23 protein-coding genes are annotated in these 23484 nt (G+C 32.6%); 11 read left to right on the top strand and 12 right to left on the bottom strand.

Features of this window, described 5'->3' with window-relative positions:
• Positions 1 to 19 precede the first annotated feature (19 nt).
• Positions 20 to 340, top strand: a complete 321-nt coding sequence (locus tag AC1RRN_RS02010; protein ID WP_492965684.1) for a YbaB/EbfC family nucleoid-associated protein — start codon at positions 20 to 22, stop codon at positions 338 to 340.
• Between the two features lie 97 nt (positions 341 to 437).
• Here the strand turns inward: AC1RRN_RS02010 and AC1RRN_RS02005 are convergent, their stop codons facing one another.
• Positions 438 to 1457, bottom strand: a complete 1020-nt coding sequence (locus AC1RRN_RS02005) for a threonine aldolase family protein (RefSeq protein ID WP_492965683.1) — start codon at positions 1455 to 1457, stop codon at positions 438 to 440.
• Between the two features lie 151 nt (positions 1458 to 1608).
• Here AC1RRN_RS02005 and prfB point away from each other — a divergent pair.
• From prfB to hemN, 8 genes are all read left to right on the top strand, one after another.
• A protein-coding gene (gene prfB, locus AC1RRN_RS02000) for a peptide chain release factor 2 (RefSeq protein ID WP_492965682.1) occupies positions 1609 to 2707 on the top strand; the annotation gives its coding sequence in 2 pieces (ribosomal slippage) (positions 1609 to 1671 and positions 1673 to 2707; 1098 coding nt in all).
• 106 nt (positions 2708 to 2813) lie between these two features.
• Positions 2814 to 3260, top strand: a complete 447-nt coding sequence (msrB, locus tag AC1RRN_RS01995; protein WP_492965681.1) for a peptide-methionine (R)-S-oxide reductase MsrB — start codon at positions 2814 to 2816, stop codon at positions 3258 to 3260.
• A 342-nt stretch (positions 3261 to 3602) separates the two neighbouring features.
• The gene (lpxD, locus tag AC1RRN_RS01990) at positions 3603 to 4601 is read left to right on the top strand and encodes a UDP-3-O-(3-hydroxymyristoyl)glucosamine N-acyltransferase (RefSeq protein ID WP_492965680.1); all 999 of its coding nucleotides are present in this window, start codon (positions 3603 to 3605) and stop codon (positions 4599 to 4601) included.
• 213 nt (positions 4602 to 4814) lie between these two features.
• Positions 4815 to 6443 (top strand): acyl-CoA carboxylase subunit beta, encoded by a 1629-nt coding sequence (locus AC1RRN_RS01985; RefSeq protein ID WP_492965679.1) that lies wholly within the window; start codon positions 4815 to 4817, stop codon positions 6441 to 6443.
• A gap of 124 nt (positions 6444 to 6567) precedes the next feature.
• Complete coding sequence (locus AC1RRN_RS01980; RefSeq protein WP_492965678.1) at positions 6568 to 6990, top strand: DoxX family protein; 423 nt, start codon at positions 6568 to 6570, stop codon at positions 6988 to 6990.
• Between the two features lie 119 nt (positions 6991 to 7109).
• Positions 7110 to 7457, top strand: coding sequence for a hypothetical protein (locus AC1RRN_RS01975; protein WP_492965677.1), 348 nt, complete (start codon positions 7110 to 7112; stop codon positions 7455 to 7457).
• 111 nt (positions 7458 to 7568) lie between these two features.
• Positions 7569 to 8039, top strand: coding sequence for a hypothetical protein (locus tag AC1RRN_RS01970; RefSeq protein ID WP_492965676.1), 471 nt, complete (start codon positions 7569 to 7571; stop codon positions 8037 to 8039).
• A gap of 126 nt (positions 8040 to 8165) precedes the next feature.
• Complete coding sequence (gene hemN / locus AC1RRN_RS01965) at positions 8166 to 9530, top strand: oxygen-independent coproporphyrinogen III oxidase (protein WP_492965675.1); 1365 nt, start codon at positions 8166 to 8168, stop codon at positions 9528 to 9530.
• On the opposite strand, the gene AC1RRN_RS01960 is transcribed toward hemN, so the two are convergent.
• The 8 genes from AC1RRN_RS01960 to AC1RRN_RS01925 all read right to left on the bottom strand — a co-directional run bounded on the left by AC1RRN_RS01960 (position 9527) and on the right by AC1RRN_RS01925 (position 18150).
• Complete coding sequence (locus tag AC1RRN_RS01960) at positions 9527 to 10228, bottom strand: sulfite exporter TauE/SafE family protein (RefSeq protein ID WP_492965674.1); 702 nt, start codon at positions 10226 to 10228, stop codon at positions 9527 to 9529. The genes hemN and AC1RRN_RS01960 overlap by 4 nt on opposite strands.
• A 7-nt stretch (positions 10229 to 10235) precedes the next feature.
• On the bottom strand, positions 10236 to 10685 hold the full coding sequence (locus AC1RRN_RS01955; protein ID WP_492965673.1) for a FixH family protein: 450 nt from the start codon (positions 10683 to 10685) through the stop codon (positions 10236 to 10238).
• A gap of 13 nt (positions 10686 to 10698) precedes the next feature.
• Positions 10699 to 12117 carry a cytochrome c oxidase accessory protein CcoG gene (ccoG, locus tag AC1RRN_RS01950; protein WP_492965672.1) on the bottom strand — a complete coding sequence of 473 codons (1419 nt, stop codon included), beginning with the start codon at positions 12115 to 12117 and terminating at the stop codon, positions 10699 to 10701.
• Between the two features lie 11 nt (positions 12118 to 12128).
• Positions 12129 to 13064 carry a cbb3-type cytochrome c oxidase N-terminal domain-containing protein gene (locus tag AC1RRN_RS01945; protein WP_492965671.1) on the bottom strand — a complete coding sequence of 312 codons (936 nt, stop codon included), beginning with the start codon at positions 13062 to 13064 and terminating at the stop codon, positions 12129 to 12131.
• A 1-nt stretch (position 13065) separates the two neighbouring features.
• The gene (locus tag AC1RRN_RS01940) at positions 13066 to 13260 is read right to left on the bottom strand and encodes a cytochrome c oxidase subunit IV (protein ID WP_026982151.1); all 195 of its coding nucleotides are present in this window, start codon (positions 13258 to 13260) and stop codon (positions 13066 to 13068) included.
• A gap of 4 nt (positions 13261 to 13264) precedes the next feature.
• On the bottom strand, positions 13265 to 15454 hold the full coding sequence (ccoN, locus tag AC1RRN_RS01935) for a cytochrome-c oxidase, cbb3-type subunit I (protein ID WP_492965670.1): 2190 nt from the start codon (positions 15452 to 15454) through the stop codon (positions 13265 to 13267).
• Between the two features lie 2 nt (positions 15455 to 15456).
• A complete protein-coding gene (gene ccoS / locus AC1RRN_RS01930) occupies positions 15457 to 15648 on the bottom strand; it encodes a cbb3-type cytochrome oxidase assembly protein CcoS (RefSeq protein WP_026982149.1) in 192 nt (63 codons plus the stop codon).
• Positions 15649 to 15756: 108 nt separating this feature from the next.
• Complete coding sequence (locus AC1RRN_RS01925; RefSeq protein ID WP_492965669.1) at positions 15757 to 18150, bottom strand: heavy metal translocating P-type ATPase; 2394 nt, start codon at positions 18148 to 18150, stop codon at positions 15757 to 15759.
• 202 nt (positions 18151 to 18352) lie between these two features.
• On the opposite strand from AC1RRN_RS01925, the gene AC1RRN_RS01920 reads away from it, so the two are divergent.
• Complete coding sequence (locus AC1RRN_RS01920; RefSeq protein ID WP_492965668.1) at positions 18353 to 19033, top strand: Crp/Fnr family transcriptional regulator; 681 nt, start codon at positions 18353 to 18355, stop codon at positions 19031 to 19033.
• Here AC1RRN_RS01920 and mazG read toward each other — a convergent pair whose 3' ends face one another.
• The 3 genes from mazG to def form a co-directional block, all read right to left on the bottom strand.
• On the bottom strand, positions 19034 to 19804 hold the full coding sequence (mazG, locus tag AC1RRN_RS01915; RefSeq protein WP_492965667.1) for a nucleoside triphosphate pyrophosphohydrolase: 771 nt from the start codon (positions 19802 to 19804) through the stop codon (positions 19034 to 19036). It abuts the gene before it with no gap.
• A gap of 98 nt (positions 19805 to 19902) precedes the next feature.
• Entirely contained in the window at positions 19903 to 20376 is a 474-nt protein-coding gene (locus tag AC1RRN_RS01910) for a DUF5606 family protein (protein WP_492965666.1), read from the bottom strand.
• Positions 20377 to 20443: 67 nt separating this feature from the next.
• Positions 20444 to 21034, bottom strand: coding sequence for a peptide deformylase (gene def, locus AC1RRN_RS01905; protein ID WP_026982144.1), 591 nt, complete (start codon positions 21032 to 21034; stop codon positions 20444 to 20446).
• 200 nt (positions 21035 to 21234) lie between these two features.
• Here def and AC1RRN_RS01900 point away from each other — a divergent pair, with 200 nt between their 5' ends.
• Complete coding sequence (locus tag AC1RRN_RS01900; RefSeq protein ID WP_492965665.1) at positions 21235 to 23457, top strand: FUSC family protein; 2223 nt, start codon at positions 21235 to 21237, stop codon at positions 23455 to 23457.
• The last annotated feature ends 27 nt before the right edge of the window (positions 23458 to 23484 follow it).

Raw genomic sequence — 23484 nt, 5'->3', positions numbered from 1 at the left:
TAATTTAAAAATCAACAAAATGGATTTAATGGGAATGATGGGTAAACTTAAAGAAACCCAACAAAAAATTGAAGATACAAAAAAGCGTTTAGATACTGTTTTAATTGATGAACAAAGCGCTGACGGATTATTGAAAGTGACATTAACTGCTAATAGAAAAGTAAAATCAATCTCTATTGATGACTCTTTACTAGAAGACAAAGAACAACTGGAAGATTACTTAATCGTAACCTTAAATAAAGCTATTGAAAAAGCAACAAACGTAAATGAAAGAGAATTGGATGCCGTTGCTAAAATGGATATGCCAATGATTCCGGGAATGGATAATTTGTTTAAATAGGTCCTTAGGTTAAAAAAAAGGTTCAAAGGAACAAAGGTTTTTCTCTATTGTGAATAAACCTTTGTTCCTTTGAACCTTTGTATCTCTGTTCCTTTTCCTAAAACTTCTGAAGCGTTTCAATCACATACGTATGCATTACTTCTTTGTAATCTAAATGCGTTACAATTCGGAGTTTGTTATGTCCAAGCGCGCTTATTAAAATATTTTTTTGCTTTAATTTTTCTATTAAAAGCTGATCGCTGTAACCTTCTGATAAAGAGAAAATTAAAATATTCGTTTCTACAGGTTCAATTGCGGCAATCCATGGTTTTGTACTTAAAACTGCGGCAATTTCTTTAGCTCTTCTATGGTCTTCGGCTAATCTTTCAATATTATGGGCCAAAGCATATAATCCTGCAGCTGCCAAATAACCAACCTGGCGCATACCGCCACCTAATATCTTTCTGATTCTCAACGCTCTGCGAATATCAGCTTTGCTTCCTAACAAAATAGAACCTATTGGAGCTCCTAATCCTTTAGATAAACAAACCGAAATAGTATCGAAAATAGCTCCAAATTCCTTCGGATTTTGTCTTTTTGCAACCAAAGCATTCCAAATTCGAGCCCCATCCAAATGGAATTTCAAATTATTAGCGTCACAAACTTTTTTTATTTCTCTTAAATCTTCTAGTTCATAACAAGCTCCACCGCCTTTATTCGTTGTGTTTTCTACACAAACCAAACTAGTTAATGGACTATGGTAAAATTCAGGGTCATTAATTGCTGCAGCAACCTGACTTGCATTTATCATTCCTCTGTCTCCATCTAACAAACAACAAGAAACACCACTGTTAAAAGAAACTCCTCCTCCTTCATAATGATAAACATGTGCATATTTATCAGCTATCAATTGTTCTCCGGGCTGTGTATGTAATTTAATTGCGGTTTGGTTTGCCATAGTTCCAGATGGAAAAAACAGTCCCGCTTCCATACCAAAAAACTCAGCTACTCTGGCCTCTAATTCGATAACTGTTGGATCTTGTTTATATACGTCATCACCAACCTGGGCATTGAACATATACTGCAACATTTCGTGTGTAGGCTTGGTAATGGTATCGCTAATTAAATTTATTTCCATATTCTAAAAACTATATCTTATTTTTGTGCAACAAAATTACGTATTACTGTTTGTTATTCTCGGCAAGTTTTAGTAAATTTTAACTAGCTAAATATCATACAAGCAAATTAACGTAATATTTATAAAAAACATATAAAACTACTATTAATTTATGACAACTACCGAACAAATAAAAGGTATTGTGGAGCGCCTTGGTGCGTTGAGGAGGTATCTTTGACGTTGATGCCAAACTAATTGAAATTGCCAACGAAGAAGAAAAAACCTTCGCTCCCGATTTTTGGAACAATGCAAAAGAAGCTGAAGTCATTGTAAAAAACCTTCGAAACAAGAAAAAATGGATCGAAGATTATAACAAAGCCATCGAACTTACTGACGAGCTTCAACTGGCGCATGATTTCTATAAGGAAGGAGAACTTTCTGCAGAAGAACTAGATGAACATTATAAGACAACGCAAGATCATATTGAAAACATCGAGTTCAAAAACATGCTTTCTGATGAAGGTGATAGTCTAAGCGCTGTTGTTCAGATTACTGCCGGAGCCGGTGGAACTGAAAGTTGTGACTGGGCCGGAATGCTAATGCGTATGTATATGATGTGGGGCGAAAGTTATGGCTACAAAATAAAAGAATTAAACTTTCAGGAAGGTGAGGTTGCCGGGATTAAAACCGTAACTTTAGAGTTCGAAGGAGATTATTCTTTTGGTTACTTAAAAGGAGAAAATGGCGTACATCGTTTAGTACGAATTTCACCTTTTGACAGTAATGCAAAACGTCATACTTCGTTTGTGTCGGTTTATGTTTATCCACTTGTTGATGATAGTATCGAAATTGATATAAATCCTGCTGATATTGAAATTACAACTTCCCGTTCCAGTGGTGCCGGAGGACAAAACGTAAATAAGGTAGAAACTAAAGTTCAATTGGTGCATAAACCAACCGGAATTCAGATTCAATGCTCTGAAACGCGATCTCAACAAGATAACAGACAACGTGCCATGCAAATGTTACGTTCTCAATTGTATGAAATCGAATTGAAGAAACAACAAGCACAACGTGCTGATATCGAAGCCGGAAAAATGAAAATCGAATGGGGTTCGCAAATACGTAATTACGTTATGCAACCTTATAAATTAGTAAAAGACGTTCGTACCGGCTATGAAACCAGTGATGTTGATGGTGTTATGAACGGAAATATTGATCCATTTCTTAAAGCATTTTTAATGATGATGGGACAAAAGGAAGAAGAATAATTACAGTGGTCAGTATTCAGTCCCGAAACTTCGGGATAGTGTTCAGTCGCGATAAACCTTAAACCTTAAACCTTAAACTTGAAACCTTAAGCTAAAAAAAAGAGTTATGATAAAATGGGCAGATGTAATTCGTTTTACAAATAAAGGAAATCCAACTCCCGAGAAAAGAGTGGAAAAAACGGAAGAAGAATGGAAACAAATTTTAACTCCTGAAGAATATCAGGTAACGCGCTTAAAAGGTACTGAAAGATCTTTTAGCTCTGAGCTTTGTAGTTTATTTGATCCGGGAATTTACGAATGTAAATGCTGTGGAACTTTGCTTTTTGACGCTTCAGAAAAATTCGAATCAGGAACGGGCTGGCCTTCTTTTACACAACCCATAAAAGAAAATGCAATTGCCTATCATGCTGATAAATCATACGGAATGATTCGCGTTGAAGTTGTTTGTAATGTCTGCGATGCACATCTTGGACATATCTTTCCTGATGGTCCTGAGCCAAGTGGTTTACGATATTGCATTAATGCCATTTCATTATCCAAAATAAAAGAGTAAAATTTAAAAGCGATTCCTTATTAAAAGTGAATCGCTTTTTTTATATCCACTTCTTAACTACCTAATTAAAAATTGTAAGTTACTACCTATCAATTAACTAAATTTTAATTTTGCTTTAATTTTTCTAAAATTCATATTCAATTTTGAAGAAAAACTCAACATTGACTATGCATGCATAAATTAGAAAACAATTAATAAATTAAGAGCTAAAATGTTAATTTTGTAATATTTAAACTGTTATTTTAAACATATTTCAATAAACATAAAAAAAATATTAGGTAATTAGAATCTAATTGATTTTATTTGGAAAAAAATAACCCCTAAATCAATTAAATTCATTAAATGAAATCCTATTCAATTCAAGAAATTAACGAAGTGATCAATGGCGTAATTTACGGCTCAACTTCTCAAAGTATAACTGCAACAGAACAATTAGAAAAAGCAACAACTTCAGAAATTTCATTTATAGGAAATAAAAAATATGAAAAATATTGGTCAACTTCAAATGCCTCTATTGCAGTTGTTAACGAAGATATTTCAATAGAACCTGGAGAAAATCGCGCCTTTATAAAAGTAAAGAATGCTGATTTGGCAATGTCTCAAATTTTAGCTCTTTTCGCCCCTCCTACTCCTATTTTTCATACCAATATTCACAAAACTGCAACAGTTGATGAAACAGCAATTATTGGCGAAGGAGCCAGAATTGGTGCTGGATGTTACATAGGTCCAAATGTTCAAATTGGTGCTAATGCAACCATATATCCAAATGTGACTATTTTAGATGAATGTACTATTGGAAAAAATACTATTATCTGGTCTGGAACAGTTGTTCGTGAGCGTTGCCATATTGGTAATGATTGTATCATTCATCCAAATGCGACTATTGGAGCAGATGGATTTGGATTTCGTCCTTGTAAGGAAAAAGGTTTAGTTAAAATTCCACAAATCGGAAACGTAATTATTGGAAACGGAGTTGAAATTGGAGCAAATACTTGTGTTGACCGTGGGAAATTCAGTTCAACTATTCTTGGAGATGGATGTAAAATCGATAATCTAGTTCAAATTGGTCATAACAGTAATTTAGGTAAATTTTGTATTATGGCTGGAAACAGTGGCCTTGCTGGTTCTGTAACTTTAGGAAATGGTGTTATAATTGGCGGAAGCGCTTCTATAAAAGACCATACTACTATTGGTGATGGTGCTGTTATTGGAGCTGGTTCAGGTGTAACCTGCGATATTCCTGCAGGAAAAACAATGCTGGGATATCCTGCTGTAGAAGCTCGTGACGCATTAAAACAATGGGCAATCTTAAAACGAATGGTTTGCGATTCTAAAAAATAATCAAATTCAATATATTATAATAAAAACAGAAGTTCGCTTCTGTTTTTTTGTTTATAGCAAGCTCAAAATAGATTGTTTATGCCTTGCAGAAAAATATTTAAAATTAGATTTCACATACCTGCTTTTATTTCATTCGAAGATCATATTTATTGTGTCGGTTTCAATTGATTTTGTAAATTAGCCAACAGTATTTTGTAAAAACATCAATTTCTTATGGATTTAAACTTCAATAAAAACGAAGATCACAATAAACTCTTACTTTCAGAATTAAAACAAAAATTTGCCAAAGTAAAATTAGGCGGAGGCGAAAAGCGTATTCAAAAACTCCATGCCGAAGGAAAAATGACAGCTCGGGAGCGTATCGATTATTTATTGGATGAAAATTCTAAAAGCATAGAAATTGGTGGTTTTGTTGGTGAAGGAATGTATGCAGAACACGGCGGATGTCCTTCTGGCGGAGTTGTGATAAAAATAGGATATATAAGAGGCAAACAATGTATTGTTGTCGCTAATGATGCCACTGTCAAAGCGGGTGCTTGGTTTCCTATTACAGGAAAGAAAAACCTGCGTGCTCAGGAAATTGCCATGGAAAACAGATTACCAATTATCTATTTAGTTGATAGTGCAGGTGTTTATTTGCCTTTGCAAGATGAAATTTTTCCTGATAAAGAACATTTCGGGCGTATTTTTAGAAATAATGCCCAAATGAGCAGTATGGGAATTACTCAAATTGCCGCCGTTATGGGAAGCTGTGTTGCAGGAGGAGCTTATTTACCTATTATGAGCGATGAAGCTTTAATTGTAGATAAAACCGGAAGCATTTTCCTTGCCGGAAGTTATCTTGTAAAGGCTGCCATTGGTGAAACTATAGACAATGAAACTTTAGGCGGAGCCACAACTCATTGCGAGATTTCTGGCGTTACAGATTATAAAGCCAAAGATGACAAAGATGCTTTAGATAAAATAAAAAATATAGTAGATAAAATTGGTGATTTTGATAAAGCGGGCTATAGCCGAATCAAAGCTGAAAAGCCAGCCTTAGAACCTAAAGATATTTACGGAATCCTGCCAAAAGCCAGAAATGAGCAATACGATATGATGGAAATCATTAATCGTTTGGTCGATAATTCGGAGTTTGAAGCCTACAAAGATGGCTACGGTCAAACCATAATTACGGGCTACGCCAGAATAGATGGTTGGGCAGTTGGAATCGTTGCCAATCAAAGAAAAGTAGTAAAAACCAAAAAAGGCGAAATGCAATTTGGCGGTGTTATTTACTCAGATAGTGCCGATAAAGCAACTCGTTTTATTGCAAATTGCAATCAAAAGAAAATTCCTTTAGTCTTTTTACAAGATGTTACAGGTTTTATGGTTGGATCAAAATCTGAACATGGCGGAATCATAAAAGATGGTGCCAAAATGGTAAATGCAGTAAGCAACTCAGTAGTACCAAAATTTACTGTAATTGTTGGTAATTCTTACGGTGCAGGAAATTATGCAATGTGCGGAAAAGCCTATGATCCAAGATTGATTTTTGCCTGGCCAAGCGCAGAACTTGCTGTAATGGGCGGAACTCAGGCAGCAAAAGTTTTAGCACAAATTGAAGCTTCTTCGCTTAAAGCGAAAGGAGAAATCATTGATGAAGCTAAAGAAACAGAGCTATTCAACAAAATAAAAGCACGTTACGACGAACAAACTTCACCATATTACGCTGCTTCAAGGTTATGGACAGATGCGATTATTGATCCACTTGATACCCGCACCTGGATTTCTATGGGAATTGAAGCTGCAAATCACGCCCCTATTCAAAAAGCATTTAATTTAGGTGTCATTCAGGTTTAATTCTGTTTCATGAATTCTCAGAATACGTTAAATAAAAAGCAAAAAACTTATTTGCAGCTACTTAAAAATAAATATATCACTAAAAATTAGTAACTTAGTATATTATTTTTAATCACGTAGTATCATGGAAAATGTAAAAAGTTTGAATAAATGGGCAAATTCGCACACTTATTTACCAGTAGATTTAGTACGTATTGTATTGGGTGTTTTTTTATTTATGAAAGGAGTTTCATTTGTAACGAATGCTCAATATTTACATGATTTAATTTCTCCTATTGATCAATATGGAGGCGGAATGTTTCTTTTGCATTATATCGCTCCAGCCCACATGATTGGAGGAATAATGATTGTTTTTGGGCTACTCACCCGCTGGGCAATTGCAGCCCAATTACCAATACTTTTTGGTGCAGTACTTGTAAATTTTATGGGACACATGCATTCTGAAAGTTTAATTTTAGCAATAGTAGTATTGTTACTTTGTATCTTCTTTTTATTCTATGGAGGAGGAAAACACTCAGCTGATTATTATTTTAAAATGCAACAATAAATAAATTTTATCCTCAACTATCTCAATAAAGTTGAGGATAAAATAATAAAGCTATTTTTAAGAAGTAATTAGCATCCTAAAATTTCTTTAATTGTGTTTTATGAACTAAATTCGCAACCATGAATTGGATTCGTAAAACCGTTATTTTTGTATCACTTTTGATTCTTGCCTTTTTTGCATCTCAAGAAAGTAGTAATGCTATGCAAAAAAATGAAAATCAAAAAACGGATACCAATTTCTCTAAAGATTACACAGATTCATTAGCTTTTATACAACCGCAAACGAGCTATCAATTTGCCGCAAATATTAAAACAAACCATCCTGGCATAGTTAAATGGTTTGATTCGCTATTAGTGGTAATTCCGCAACATAAGGTTGTTGCATCAACATCAAACTTTGCAAATCAATTTTCCACTCAGAGCAAGAAAGTCTTACTAATGCTCTACCCTTTCCATTTTTTTTGGTAGTTAAATCCATGAGATTTTAGTCTGAAGAATTTATTTCTTCACAAACAATCGAACCGTTTTCTTTTTCCTGAAAACAGTTAGTATTTCATATTATCTATCAAATTCAAAAACATGGAAACAAGTGTAACCATTATTGGCGTTGTGATCGCAATCATAGTAGCCATTCCAGTATATTTTTCAGCACGAACGAGCGCTGCAAACAAATCAAAAATTCTAAATATTAAAAAGAAATTTAATCCAACTCATCCGGAAGATTTCGATTTAACGGAGTCTCAAAGCAATAAAACGCTCACCATAGACCAAAAGCATAGAAAATTCATTTTAATGAATTTTAATCCAAATCAACAGGAATCAACATTTGTTGATTTAAAATCAGTTTCATCCTGCAAATTAACTTTAACTACGGATGGAAATTCAGATACCATTCTAAAAATTGATTTTGACTTTCAGGAAAGAGAAACTTCTAAAAAAATTACAATTCCATTCTATGATTTTGATGATGATCGTATCAAGCAAATAAGTTCATATCAAGATCATATGTTTGCAAAAAAATGGCTTAAAATCATTCAGGATTCTATTTAGTGTTAGTTATTTAATTCAGGGAAGAGGCTCATTTTGAGTCTCTTTTTTTTATATTTTAAGTATGACATTTATCATTTTATATTTTGGTATCAAGAAGTAATTTTGATAAATCCAAAATGCTTTTTTATGAAAATATCATTGATTCAGAAGTACAATGTTCCAGGTCCAAGATATACCAGTTATCCAACCGTTCCATATTGGAATGACGCAGGGTTTTCAGAACAAAAATGGACTGAATCATTTCAAAAAGCTTTTTCAGAAAGCAATTCTCAAAACGGAATCAGTCTATACATTCATTTACCATTTTGCGAAAGCATGTGTACTTTTTGTGGCTGTAATAAACGAATAACCAAAAATCATTCTGTCGAAGACACTTATATAAAAGCCCTCTTAAAAGAATGGAGGCTATATTGTAAATTATTACCTGAAAAACCTTTTATAAAAGAAATACATTTAGGTGGTGGAACTCCAACATTTTTTTCAAAAAACAACTTAGAACATCTTATCAATGGCATTTTTACTTTTGCCAATAAAGCGGATAAGCACGAATTTAGTTTTGAAGGACATCCAAATAATACAACTTACGAGCAACTTCAAAAATTATATGATTTAGACTTTCGCCGAGTAAGTTTTGGAGTTCAAGATTACGCTGAAAAAGTTCAAAAAGCAATTAATCGTATTCAACCATTTCATAATGTCGCTAAAGTAACTTTTTGGGCCAAAGAAATTGGGTATACCTCTATTGGACATGATATCATTTTTGGTTTACCTTTTCAAACTATCGAAAATGTGGTAGATACTGTCGAAAAAACAAATTCTTTAAAACCGGATCGATTGGCTTTTTACAGCTATGCTCATGTGCCGTGGATTAAAGGAAATGGACAACGTGGATTCAATGAAGACAATCTTCCAAAAGATGATGAGAAAAGAAAATTATACGAAATCGGGAAACAATTACTTTCTAAAAATGGTTATCACGAGATCGGAATGGATCATTTTGCTTTAAAATCTGATAGTTTATACAAAGCATCAGAAAATAAAGGATTACACAGGAATTTCATGGGTTATAGTGCTTCAAAAACACAATTAATGATTGGTTTAGGAGTTTCCTCTATCAGTGATAGCTGGTATAGTTTTGCTCAAAATACTAAGAATTTAGAAGATTATTATCAATTATTAGAATGGGACAAATTGCCTATTGTAAAAGGACATATCTTAACCGATGAGGATCTGATAATAAGAAAACACATCTTGAATTTAACTTGTGAATTTGAAACTTCATGGGATAATAAAATACTCTTTTTTGAAGAATTACCGAGTATCCTAAAAGATTTAAAAGAAATAGAAAAGGATCGATTAATTATAATCGAAGAAAATAAAATTAAAATTACAGAAGCAGGAAAACCCTTTGTGCGAAATATTTGTATGGCTTTTGATTTACATCTAAAAAGGAAATCACCAGAAACGAATCTGTTTTCGATGACGGTTTAATGGCAATTAGGAGTTCCCTGAACGAACAAACTCATATTGGATGGAGAGATATAAGGAATTCCTAAACCTAATCCTCTAAGAATAAAAAGAATTCCAATAACAACAGCAACGTAGGGAATTGCTTTTTGAATTTTATTTCGAAAAGGTAATTTTATTAAAGAATGAATGTAAACTACAATACTCATTAATGGTACAGTACCTAATCCAAACAGCAACATATACAAAATGCCAAAACTGGCACTCTGCATAGCAATTGCGCCAAATAAGGCAACGTAAACCATTCCGCATGGTAAAAATCCATTTAATAAACCAATTATAAAAAGAGATTTAAAACTTCTGTTTTTAAATTGACTTCCCAAACTTGATTTAATTTTTGAAATGATTTTATAAACAGGTTTTGAAAAATTATATCTCGAAAAGATTTTCTCCGGAATTAAAACTGCAATTATCATAGCAAGACCAATAAAAATTGACATTTTCTGTTGTAATCCAGCCAGAAAAAAACCTCTTCCCAGCAACCCGAAAATCAATCCGATTGTTGCATAAGCAGTTAATCGGCCTAGATGATAAGTCACAATTTGAGTAACTTTTTTAGTTTCATTCTGATGATCTACAGGCAACATCATAGCAATTGGTCCGCACATTCCGATGCAATGCAAACTACTGATTAAACCTAATATAAATGCAGAATATAACATATGTATTTTAGTTTACGTAAATAACCTCTTTAGTTAAATACTTTGTTCCGTTATATTGCCATTCCATATTGACATCCCAACGACCTTTAACCAGTTTGTTTTTTGGGATTAGTAAAGCTGAATCGGTCAACGCAATCTGAGTATTAAAATCAAATTTCTTATTAGAAGGGCGGTATAATAACACATTCCCTTTTACTTTATTACTTTCGAAAGTAGCAGGAAAAGTAACTTTCACGCCTTCATTATTATATATAATTGAAGGTTTTTGTTGTAAATCCTGTGCATTTTGCACTCGTGCCATTTCTTCCTGAAAATGTGAGTCATGTTTATAATATTCTTCCACAACTAAGTCATTATCATATTTACTGTTAGATTGTACCTCAAATACAAAATATAATATAAAAGTCATGAATAATGCAAAAGCAATGACAATTCCAGTTCCCCAATTTATTTTCATGGTGGTATTATTTTTAATTAAAACTACGTGGACCTAAAAAGTTTGTTGTGGTAGTTTCAAGCAATTCCTTGCCGTTGTAAACCCCAATCTTAACTTTTGTTTTATCACTTTCTAAAAGAACTTCGTTAATTTCTATAAACAAAGTCCCTTGAGAAATACCTTCTTTTTGTATTTTAAAATGTTTTTTTCCAACATTTTTAATTTCACCTTTTTGTTCAATCAATTCAAAATGAATATCATTGTAATCCTTCATTGTTTTGTTTACAATCTTATAAGTATAAACATTACTTATTTTATCACCTTTATGCTGAAACAATTGTCCCGGTAAACGCAAAATAATAGCCTCAACATTCGTTCGTAAAAACAACATTCCCACGAAAACACTTAGCAAAATGAATAATACAGCTGTATAACCTTTCATTCTCGCTGTGAATTTAAAAGGTTCTTTCTTTGCTATTTCATCTTCAGAAGCATAACGAATAAGGCCTTTAGGCAAACCTACTGTTTCCATTATTGCATCACATTCGTCAATACAGGCGGTACAATTGGTACACTCTAATTGTGTTCCGTTTCTAATGTCAATTCCCATTGGGCAAACGTGCACACATTGGTGACAATCAATACAATCTCCTTTTCCTGCGGTAGCTCTATCTTCTTTTTTATTAAATTTAGCGCGCCCTGCTTCCTTTTCTCCCCGAACAAAATCATAGGCTACATTAATAGATTTATTATCCAAAAGTACACCTTGTAATCTTCCATATGGACAAGCAATTATACAAACCTGTTCTCTAAACCAAACAAAAACAAAATAAAAAACGCTTGTAAAGATTAGTAGTGCTATAAAATTGCTTGATTGCTTAATTGGTCCTTGTTCAATCATTAAAAATAATGCATCACTACCAACTAAATAGGCTAAAAAGACATTAGCTATACCAAAAGAAATTAGAAAAAAGATTGTCCATTTAGTAAGTCTTTTTCGGATTTTTTCAGCATTCCATTCCTGGCGCGCTAAACGCGATTGTGCACCACGATCCCCATCAATCCAATATTCAATTCTACGGAAAACCATTTCTAAAAAAATAGTCTGAGGACAAATCCAGCCGCAAAATATTCGACCAAAAACAACCGTAAACAAAATCACAAAAACAACACCGACGAGCATCGATATTACAAAAAGATAAAAATCCTGAGGCCAGAACGGAAAACCAAAAATATTAAAACGACGTTCCATAACATTGAACATCATAAATTGATTACCATTTATCTTTATAAACGGATTTGCAACTAAAATAGCCAGCAAAACATAACTGACCATTTTTCGATAACCATAGAACTTACCAGACGGTTTTTTAGGGAAAATAAATTTTCGATTACCGCCTTCATCAATAGTTCCGATGGTATCTCTAAAAGCTTCGTCTGGTAAATTTGACATGATTATGATTATTATTTTTTAACTTCTGTACTATCTGGTGTTTTAGTTGCAGTATCTTTAGGAGCACTTTCATCTGTCCAGATTTCTCCTTCAGGTTCTTTCGGATCTTTAGGCTTACTGCCTTGTAAAGACAATATATAACTTGCCACTTTTTGAATTTCTTTTGGTTTCATACCGTTTGTTTTCCAGGAAACCATTCCTTTTCCATCACGGCCTCCATTAGTAATCGTATGAAAAACATTTTTAATTCCTCCACCTAGAATCCAGTGATCGTCTGTTAAGTTTGGGCCAATTTGTCCACCGGCATCTGCCCTGTGGCAAGCTGCACAATTGGTTGTAAAAATTTCTTTACCAGCCTCTAAACTTTCTTTATCAGTAAGTAAAACAACCGTTTTTTCATCCATTAAATCCGGAGCTGTTTTTAAATACTCATCCACATCAATTTTTGCCTGTGCCATTTCTTTTTTAAGCTCCATTTCTTGATTGTCAGCTCCAAAAATTTCAAAACGGGCAAGATAGATAACTCCAAAAATTATAGTGATATAAAATAAATATACCCACCATGGTGGCAAATTGTTATCCAATTCTTTAATTCCATCATAATCATGATGCAATAACAGATCACCTTCTTTTTCAATTGGCTGTGTTTTAGTAAGCTTTTGCATTAGGTCTTTAAACCAGGTACTTTCCTTTAAACTCAAACTATTTTCATAATTTAATTTTGCTTTTTCTTCAGGTGTCATCAATTGATACATCACACGATTAACAGCGTTCAATGTAATTTCAATAGCAATCAGGATAAATAGAAATACAAACAAAAAAACAGAAACCATTGGATATTTTATAAAAGCTGGCTTATCTCCAGAATCTATACAATATTCCATCAAAGCAAAACCAATGAAAAAAAACAATGGTACTCTTACATATGCCGGGAAAAACTTTTTCATTTTATTTATCTTTTGAAGTTACACCAAGTCCTTCATTTAAAGGAATTTCACTCATCTCTTTAATTTTATCCTTTTGATAGGAGAATACCCAAAAGCCTAATCCCACAAAAAAGAAAAAGAAAATTAAGAGAGACAGGATCGGGTAAATTTCTATACCCGATATATTCTCCATATTGTGTTTTATCTGTTCAAACATGGCTTTATTTTTTAGCAGTTTCTTTTACTTTAATATCTGTTCCAAGTCTTTGTACATAAGCAATCAGAGCAACAATTTCTCTTTCATTCATTGGAACAAACTTCTCTCCTTTTGCAGCTGCCTTGCTCTTACTGTCTTTATAACTTTTTACAAAGTCAGGATCGTTTTCCAGGCTCTTTTCTATCGATAAAGCTTGAGTTCTCAATGTTTTTTGAGCATTTGCAATTTCATCTGCTGTATAAGGTACACCAAGTGAAACCATAGCCTGCATTTTCTTTTGAGTCAATGAAAGATCCATTGCCTTGTTATCAAATAACCATTTGTAGCCTGGCATGATTGAACCTGCAGAAGTGCTTTGTGGATTCCAAAAATGATTAAAGTGCCAGTTATCATTGTATTTTCCACCAACTCTTAATAAATCCGGACCAGTACGTTTTGATCCCCATAAAAATGGATGATCATACACAAATTCCCCTGCTTTTGATTGTGGCCCATAACGTTCGACTTCACTTCTAAATGGACGAACTGATTGTGAGTGACAGCCTACACAACCTTCTCTGATATATAAATCACGGCCTTCAAGTTCTAGTGGTGTATATGGTTTTACACTTGAAATAGTCGGAATATTAGATTTTATCATTATTGTTGGTACAATTTGAATAACTCCTCCAATTACAATAGCAATTGTTGCCAAAATGGTCAATTGAATTGGTTTTCTTTCTAACCAAGTATGGAATTTTTCGCCATTAAGCCTATTGCTACTTATTCTTTGTAAGGCTGGAGCCTGAGCCAATTCATCTTCAATAGTTTCACCTGCTTTAACTGTCATTATAATATTGTAAACCAATGTCAGCATCCCAACCAGATATAAAGTTCCTCCTATTGCTCTCATCCAATATAAAGGCATGATTGCAGTAACTGTTTCAAGGAAGTTTCCATAAGTTAAAGTCCCATCAGGATTAAATTGTTTCCACATAGAAGCTTGTTGAAAACCTGCAACGTACATTGGCAATGCATATAAAATAATCCCTAAAGTTCCAATCCAGAAATGGAAATTGGCTAATTTCTTTGAGAATAAAGTACTTTTTGTCATTCGGGGAATTAACCAGTAAATAATACCAAAAGACATAAATCCGTTCCATGCTAAAGCACCAACGTGTACGTGTGCAATAATCCAATCTGTGTAATGCGCAATAGCATTTACATTTTTCAAAGATAGCATTGGTCCTTCAAAAGTTGCCATTCCGTAACCTGTAATTGCAACAACGAAGAATTTTAAAACTGGTTCTTCACGAACTTTATCCCAGGCACCTCTTAAAGTTAAAAGTCCATTGATCATACCTCCCCAAGATGGAGCAATAAGCATTATTGAAAATACAACACCTAAATTTTGAGCCCAGTTTGGCAGGGCTGAATACAATAAATGATGAGGACCAGCCCAGATATAAATAAAAATTAAAGACCAAAAGTGAATAATAGATAATCTATAAGAATATATAGGTCGATTTGCTACCTTGGGAATAAAATAATACATCAGACCCAAAAACGGAGTGGTTAAGAAAAATGCAACCGCATTATGACCGTACCACCATTGTACCAAGGCATCCTGAACACCGGCATAGACTGAATAACTTTTTAACGCAGAGACTGGTAGTTCGATATTATTAAAAATATGCAGAACTGCAACTGTTACGAATGTGGCCAAATAAAACCAAATTGCAACATACAAATGCCTTTCTCTTCTTCGTAACATAGTACCAATCATATTGATGCCCATTACTACCCAAATTAATGCAATTGCAATATCAATAGGCCATTCTAGTTCAGCATATTCTTTTGAAGAAGTATATCCTAATGGTAATGTTATAGCTGCCGCTACTATAATTAATTGCCAGCCCCAAAAGTGTAAGTTACTCAAAAAATCACTAAACATTCTGGCCTTTAGCAATCGCTGAAGTGAGTAATACAAACCAGCAAAAAAAGCATTACCTACAAAGGCAAAAATTACCGCATTTGTATGTAATGGTCTTAGTCGTCCGTAACTCAGCCATGAAATCCCATCTGTCATGTTGGGAAAAAGGTACATAACCGCAAGGGTTAGCCCCACTAACATACCTACTACTCCAAAAAGAATAGTGGCATAAATGAATTTTTTTACAATTTTGTTGTCGTAGTAAAACTGTTCTATTTCCATAATTATACTTGTTTTTCTTCGGTTGGTGAATTATTATTCTGAGGGGTAATTTTGGTTTCATCGTCAAAAAGCATTCTGACTGAAGGCGTATAATCATCATCGTATTGTCCAGATTTGACAGCGATGATAAAGGCAATGAAGAAGCCGATTGCTACGAAAATACTAACTGAAATTAATAGATAAATTACACTCATACCTTAAATTTATGTTAACAAAATTAATAGGTTACAGGCATTTAAAATATGATAATTATCATGGTAAAAGGCGTATGTTAAATTTAATAAAAATTTATTTACAATTATTTATAATCGTTTTAAATTACTGTTACTGAAATAGTTAGACATTACAGTAACAAAACTTACAATTGTAATTGTACTTAAAGGCATAATAATCGCAGCTACTAAAGGAAGAAGATTACCCGTAACAGCAAAGAACAAACCAATAACATTATAGAGAAGTGATAAGACAAAACTCATTTTTATAATCAAAATGGATTTTTGAGATAATTTTAAGAAATAGTCCAGTCTGGAAAATTCAGTGGCATCCAGTATTGCATCACATGCGGGAGAAAAAACATTGACATTTTCAGAAATAGATATTCCAACATTACTTTGCGCCAAAGCACCGGCATCATTTAAACCGTCACCGATCATCATTACATTATAGTCTTGTTTCTGTAAGTTTTTAATGAATTCTAGTTTCTGTTCGGGCTTCTGATTGAAGATAAGCTCAGTACCTTTTGGTAAAATTGCTTCAAGATTACCTCTTTCTCCATCATTATCTCCTGACAGCACTTTAATTTTATATTTTTTACTTAGTGTTAAAAATAACGTTGCAAGACCATCTCTATATTGATTTTGAAAATTAAACTGACCATAATATACATTATCAATTTTGATATGTAACGCCGTTTTTTCTACTTCTTCAGTATCTAAATCTGAATAGCCAACAAATGTTGCTGAACCAATTTGAATTGTTTTATTTTCAATTGAAGCTAAAATTCCTTTACCAGTTATTTCTTCAAAATCATCAATTTTTATTCGTTTTGAATCTGGCAAAAAATCATATAACATTCTGCTTAACGGATGATTTGAAGCACGCAATACATTTTTTATAAAAGTATAATTCTCATCTGAAATGGGATTTCCTTCATAAACAATATTTGATTTATTATTCGTTGTTATTGTACCTGTTTTATCAAAAACTATAGTATCAACTTTGGCCAATTGTTCAATAACCAAAGCATTTTTAAGATACATTTTCTGCCTGCCCATAATTCTCAAAATGTTTCCAAAAGTAAAGGGCGCAGTCAGTGCAAGCGCACATGGGCATGCAACAATCAATACGGCTGTAAAAACATTAAAAGCAGTATTGGCATCAATAAAAATCCAGTAGCCAAATCCTGCAAAAGCAATTAATAATAAGATTGGGGTAAAATAACGACTAATTTTATCTGTAATTGTTTTATGTTTTTGTTCTACATTTTTTTGAAAAATTTCATTACTCCACAACTGTGTCAGATAACTTTGTGAAACAGAATATAAAACTTCCATTTCTACTACTTTTCCGATTTGTTTTCCTCCTGCGAAAACTTTATCTCCTGATTTTTTAGTAATAGGAACAGCCTCTCCGGTAACAAAACTATAATCAATTTCAGCTTTTTCACTAATTAAAATACCATCAACCGGAATCAATTCCTGATTTCTAATCAATAACCTATTGCCTTTTATGACGTCATAAATGGGCACACTCTCTTCTGAGGCATCAATATTAATTTTAGTGACTGCAATTGGAAAATAAGATTTAAAATCTCTCTCAAAACTTAAAAAACTATAAGTTTTAATTTGAAACATTTTCCCCAGTAACATAAAGAAAACTAAACCCGTTAAACTGTCAAAAAAACCTGATCCGTAGTTCATTACAATATCAAAAGTACTGCGTACAAACATCACAATAATCCCTAATGCAATAGGAACGTCAATATTCAGCATTTTTGATTTGATACTTTTATAAGCAGAAACATAATAACCACTTGCAGAATATAAAAAGCTTGGCAACGCTAATAAAAAAATCAGAATTCTAAAAAATGGTTTATAATTATCCAGCCAAAATTCCTTGATTTCGAAATATTCCGGAAATGATAATAACATAATATTTCCAAAACAAAAAAAGGCAACTCCAAGTTTATAAGTCAAACTTCTGTCTACATTATTTTTACCTGCTTCATAGTTCTCTAAACTTATATAGGGCTCATATCCTATGGAATTTAAAAGATAAGCAATGGATTTGAGTGATATGAGATCAGAATTATAAGTAATTCGAACTTTTTTTTCAGGGAAATTAACTTGTGAAATACTAATTCCGCTTTGAATTCTATTTAGGTTTTCGAGAATCCAAATACAGGAACTGCAATGTATATGAGGGATATTTAAAGAAACAATAGCTGTATTTCCTTCTTGAAATTCTAATACTTTTGAAAGAATAACTTCGTTTTCTAAAAAATCATATTTACCGTTGATATCTTGCGGAGTGGCACCCGGAGATTTTTCAAAATCATAATAACAAGTCAAATCATGAAGACTGAAAATTTCGTAAACCGTTTTACATCCATTACAGCAAAACTTTTTTCCATCAAAATTGATTTCTTCATTTTTGGTAATGGTTAACCCACAATGAAAACAACCTTGCTCACTCATAATTTGTTTTTTTAACTTTTGCAAAGTTTATAAATAGCAAAAGACTATAAATATGACATTTATCACGTTTTAAGAAATTATGATTCTAATTTAAGAAATAAAAAAAGGCAAATGACAGTCGTAGATTATTTCTTATCTTTTTTATATAATTATTATGCTTTAAGATATGAATAATGGTTAATTTTGCATAAAATCTTTTGTCATGAATAAATGTGACCAGTGTATAGTACGACAACTAACTTCTTTACAAGCCTTAAATAAAGAAGAAGTAATAAAATTAGCCAATAGCAAAACAACTTATAAAATAAAAAAAGGTGAAGCTATTTTTGAAGAAGGTGAAGTAACTAATGGCGTTTTTTGTGTAAAAGACGGAGTTGGGAAACTTTCTAAACTTAGTGCTAACGGAAAAGACCAAATTGTAAAATTAGTTAAATCAGGAGAGTTATTAGGCCAACGCTCTATGATTAGTAATGAACCTGCCAATTTAACCGCAAAAGCAGTAGCAGATATGGAAGTTTGCTTTATTCCTAAATCTGAAATCATTGGTTTTTTCAATAACAACAACCAATTTTCCATGAAATTAATGCAGACCGTTTGTGAAGATTTAAAAGAATCTGAAAATGATAAAATTGCATTAGTTCAAAAAACGGTAAAACAGCGATTAGCTGAAACTTTACTTTACTTGCATAACTTTTTTGGAGAAAACGAAGATAAAACTTTAAAAGTACAACTAACCAGAGAAGAATTAGCCGGAATGATAGGAACTGCTACAGAAAGCTGTATTCGTTTATTATCAGACTTTAACAAATCAGGATTTATTGAACTGGTTGGTAAAAAAATAATACTTAAAGATGTAAAATCGCTTAAAAAATTAGCCGATTAATTATAGTTTTTTGGCTTCATTCCAAAATATATCCATTTCTGCCAGAGTCATTTCCATTAATGGTTTTCCTAATTCGCCTGCTTTACTTTCTAAATATTGAAAACGTTTAATGAATTTTTTATTTGTACGTTCTAAAGCGTCTTCTGGATTTACATTTAAAAATCGGGCATAATTTATCATTGAGAACAAAACATCTCCAAATTCGGCTTCAATTTTATTCTGATCACCAGATTTTACTTCTTCTTGTAGTTCTTCCAGCTCTTCCTGAACTTTATCCCAAACCTGATGCGGTTCTTCCCAATCAAAACCAACACCTTTTACTTTATCCTGAATTCGACTAGCTTTTACCAAAGCCGGTAAACTTCTTGGAACTCCTTCTAAAACCGATTTTTTACCTTCTTTCAGTTTTAGTTTTTCCCAATTTTGCTTCACTTCTTCTTCATCTTTAACAACAGTATCACTGTAAATATGCGGATGACGGTGAATCAATTTATCACAGATTTCATTGCAAACGTCGGCTATATCAAAATCATTTGTTTCAGAGCCAATTTTAGCGTAAAAAACAATGTGCAAGAGCAAATCTCCTAATTCCTTCTTCACTTCATTTAGATCGTTATCCAAAATAGCATCTCCTAATTCGTAAGTTTCTTCAATCGTAAGATGTCTTAATGTCTGCAAAGTTTGTTTTTTATCCCAAGGGCATTGCTCGCGAAGTTCATCCATGATAATTAATAATCTTTCGAAAGCTTTTAATTGAAGTTCTTTGCTCATTTTTGAAGTTTTTTTTGGTTGAAACCGAATGATGTAAAAGTAAAAAATCCTATCAAGAAAACATCTCAACAGGATTAATATATTTGAATGTATAACTACTATTCTTCTTTTTTAGCTTTTGCTTTTTTAGCAGCAGGAGCTTTTTTTGGTTTTTCTTCAGCTACTAGCGCTTCTTCAGCAGCAGGAGCTAAATCAGTAACCAAACCTTTAGCCTCAAGTGTATTATACCAGTTTAATACTTTCTTAATATCTGAAGGATAAACTCTTTCTTCATCATATTCAGGTAAAATTTCTTTGAAGTAAGCTATTAATGTTGCATTATCTTCTTTATGAGAAATAGCCTGACCTTTGTTTTCTTTAACAGCAATACGTTGCATTACTTCTGTCAAAGGTTTTTCGCCTTCATATGTATAAATTGAAATCTCTGATAATAAACTTACATTGCTTTTTAAGTTTACTGTGATTTTTTTTCCGTCTGTTAATGATTCTGCCACAAAACCTGTACGAGTTTGTACTTTCAATACATATAAACCTGGTTTTCCAGAAATGGCTAAAATTTTATCTAAATTCATGTTTATTAAAATTAGTATTAAGAATTTCTTTTTATATTTTTATTTTGCTCTAATTTTTGCAGAACAATTATCTTCCTTTTTTAGCAGCAGCAAATTTCATTCTATACTCTTGAAAAGTTTTACCTTCAGTAATATTTTTCAATTTCTTTTGAATCAAACGTTTTTTCAAAGAAGATATTTTATCTGTAAACAAAATACCTTCGATATGATCGTATTCATGTTGAATAACTCTCGCAATTAAACCATCAAAAACCTCTGTTTTCATTACAAAGTCTTCTTCACAATATTCAATAGTAACAGTTGGTTTTCTATAAACATCTTCACGAACGTCAGGAATACTTAAGCATCCTTCGTTAAAACTCCACTCTTCTCCTTCTTCTTTAACAATTTTAGCATTGATAAAAGTTTTTTTGAAACCTTTTAAATCTTTCTGTTCATCAGATGGCAAATCTTCATCATCGCTAAAAGGAGTCGTATCAATAACAAACAAACGAATCGCCATACCTACCTGCGGTGCAGCAAGTCCAACACCATATGCGTTGTACATGGTTTCATACATGTTTGCTATTGTTTCTTTTAAGTTTGGATAATCTGGCGTAATTGCCTCACCCACTTTTCTTAAAACAGGATCACCATATCCTACAATTGGTAAAATCATTTGTATTAATTTATGTATTATCTACTGAAAACCCTGAATTTAGTTCCCATAATTCAGCTGGCAAAAATAGTAAAAAATAGTCAACGAATAATTCTAAACAACATATTAAATTGTATTTTTTACCTCTCTGTTAAAATCTCAGCTATAATTATGCCAAATTAATTCGTACAATTCTTACCTTTGTTAGTAAACCTCATCATATGTTTGATCGCATCTCGAAATTCACGAACAGTACTTCTTTTTTAAACGCCTCAAAAGTAACCATTGCTTCGGTAGTTCCTGTGCTGATTTTAAACTTTTTAGGTCATTTTGAAATAGGTTTTACAATTGCTCTTGGCGCTTTTTATACCTATCCGAGTGATATTCCGAGTTCGTTAAGTCATAAAATAAAAGGTTTAATTGTAGCTTCAATAATAGTTTCGGGAGTCAATTTATTAGTCAATCTGGCTTATCCGTATCCTTTTTTATTTTATCCTTTTTTAGGTTTTTTGTTGTTTTTATGCTCTATGATTTCGGTTTACGGGCAACGAGCCACATTGGTATCGTTTTCTGCCTTATTATCAATCTCATTATCATTTGGACATTTACATACTGGTTGGGAGGCTTTTGAATATTCAGGTTTTATTTTTATTGGAGGTATTTTATACTTAATTGTATCACTTGTCTTTCATTTTATTCAACCTTATAAATACGTAGAATTACAGATTGCAGAAGGAATAAAACTAACCGCAAAATATCTAAAATTAAGAGGTGATTTATGGAATCCTGAAGCGAATAGAGAGACGATTATCGAAAAACAATTAGCTGTTCAGGTCGATTTGAATTTGATTCATGAAGATTTAAGAAAGATGCTTATCGGTAATCAAAACACTTCTGGATCCACTGCCCAAAACCGAAAAATGTTACTGGTTTTTATTACTTTGGTAGAAATACAGGAACTTGCTTTATACACTTCATTTGATCACAGCAAACTTCATGAGAAATTTGCCAAACATCCTGAAGTACTTCGCACCTATCAAAATGTAGCTTACAAATTAGCTTCAACATTAAAAAAGCTCTCTAAAAATGTTCATCATATTGCTGTTTATGTAGACAAGAATGATTTAAAAAATGAATTGGACGCCTTGGAATTTGCCATTTTTGATTATGAAAAAAAATTAGGAAAAGAAGAAGCTTCAGAAGGAGTTTTGATGTTGACCAATATGCTGAAATATGCTAAAAATCAGGTTGGTAAAATTAAAATCATTCAACGTGCTTTTTCACTTGCCATGCAGTCTTATAAACTAAAAGACAAAGATAAAGAGCTGGAAAAATTCCTTACACCACAATATTATCCATTACGTACTTTGACTGAAAATTTAAGTTTTTCATCTTCTATTTTCAGGCATTCATTACGATTGACTATTACAATTTTGATTGGTTTTCTTATTGGAAAGATTCTTCCGTTTCAAAATGTCTATTGGATTCTATTAACGATTGTCGTGATCATGCGACCAGGTTACGGACTTACAAAAGAAAGGTCCTATAATAGAATTTTCGGAACAATTTTAGGAGGATTATTAGCTTTCGGAATCGTATCAGTTGTTCAAAATCATGTTGCATTGAGCATTTTCTCTATTGTTTGTATGCTTCTTGGAATCTCATTTACACAAATCAATTACAAAATCAGTGCGACTTTTGTAACGATGTATGTCGTTTTTATTTACGGAATTCTGACACCGGATGTTGTGGAAGTAATTCAGTTTAGAATTTTAGATTCGCTTGCGGGAGCTATTTTGGCTTTTTTAGCCAATCAGTTTTTATGGCCAGCCTGGGAATTTATTAATACACCAATACATATTGAAAACTCTATTCGGGCAAACAGAAATTATTTAAAAGAGATCGCTGATTATTATAATAAAAAAGGAGAAATTCCAACTTCGTATAGATTAGCCAGAAAACATGCTTTTGTAGAAATTGGTAATTTGATGACTTCTTTTCAGCGCATGATGCAGGAACCAAAATCGAAACAAAAAACATTGCCGTTAGTCAATAAATTAGTCGTTTTAAATCACTCGATACTTTCTGCTTTAGCATCTTTATCAACTTATATTCAGTCGCACCAAACAACATCAGCCTCAGAATCGTTCAACTACATTATAAAAACCATTTTATCTAATTTAGATCAGTCGATTTCTATTTTAAAAAATGAAACCATTATAAAAGACACTTTTTTTGACAAAGAAGATGTTACGCTACAATTTGAAGAACTAAAACGCAAAAACTTTACACGTTTGGCTACAGATGAAGATCTTGACAAAGAAACGCGTCAGGCCAAAATGCAGGAAGCACAAATGGTTATTGAGCAATTGATTTGGATGAGTAATCTTGCCGAAAAGATTTTGAAAATAACGAAAGAACTAAAAGCAACAAATCCAGATTAATTCATCTGGATTTGTCATTATATATAA

Source organism: Flavobacterium sp. GW821-FHT11G01, assembly GCF_058808175.1.
Note: the sequence above shows the minus strand (reverse complement) of the source record. Positions and strands in the feature narration are given on the sequence as shown.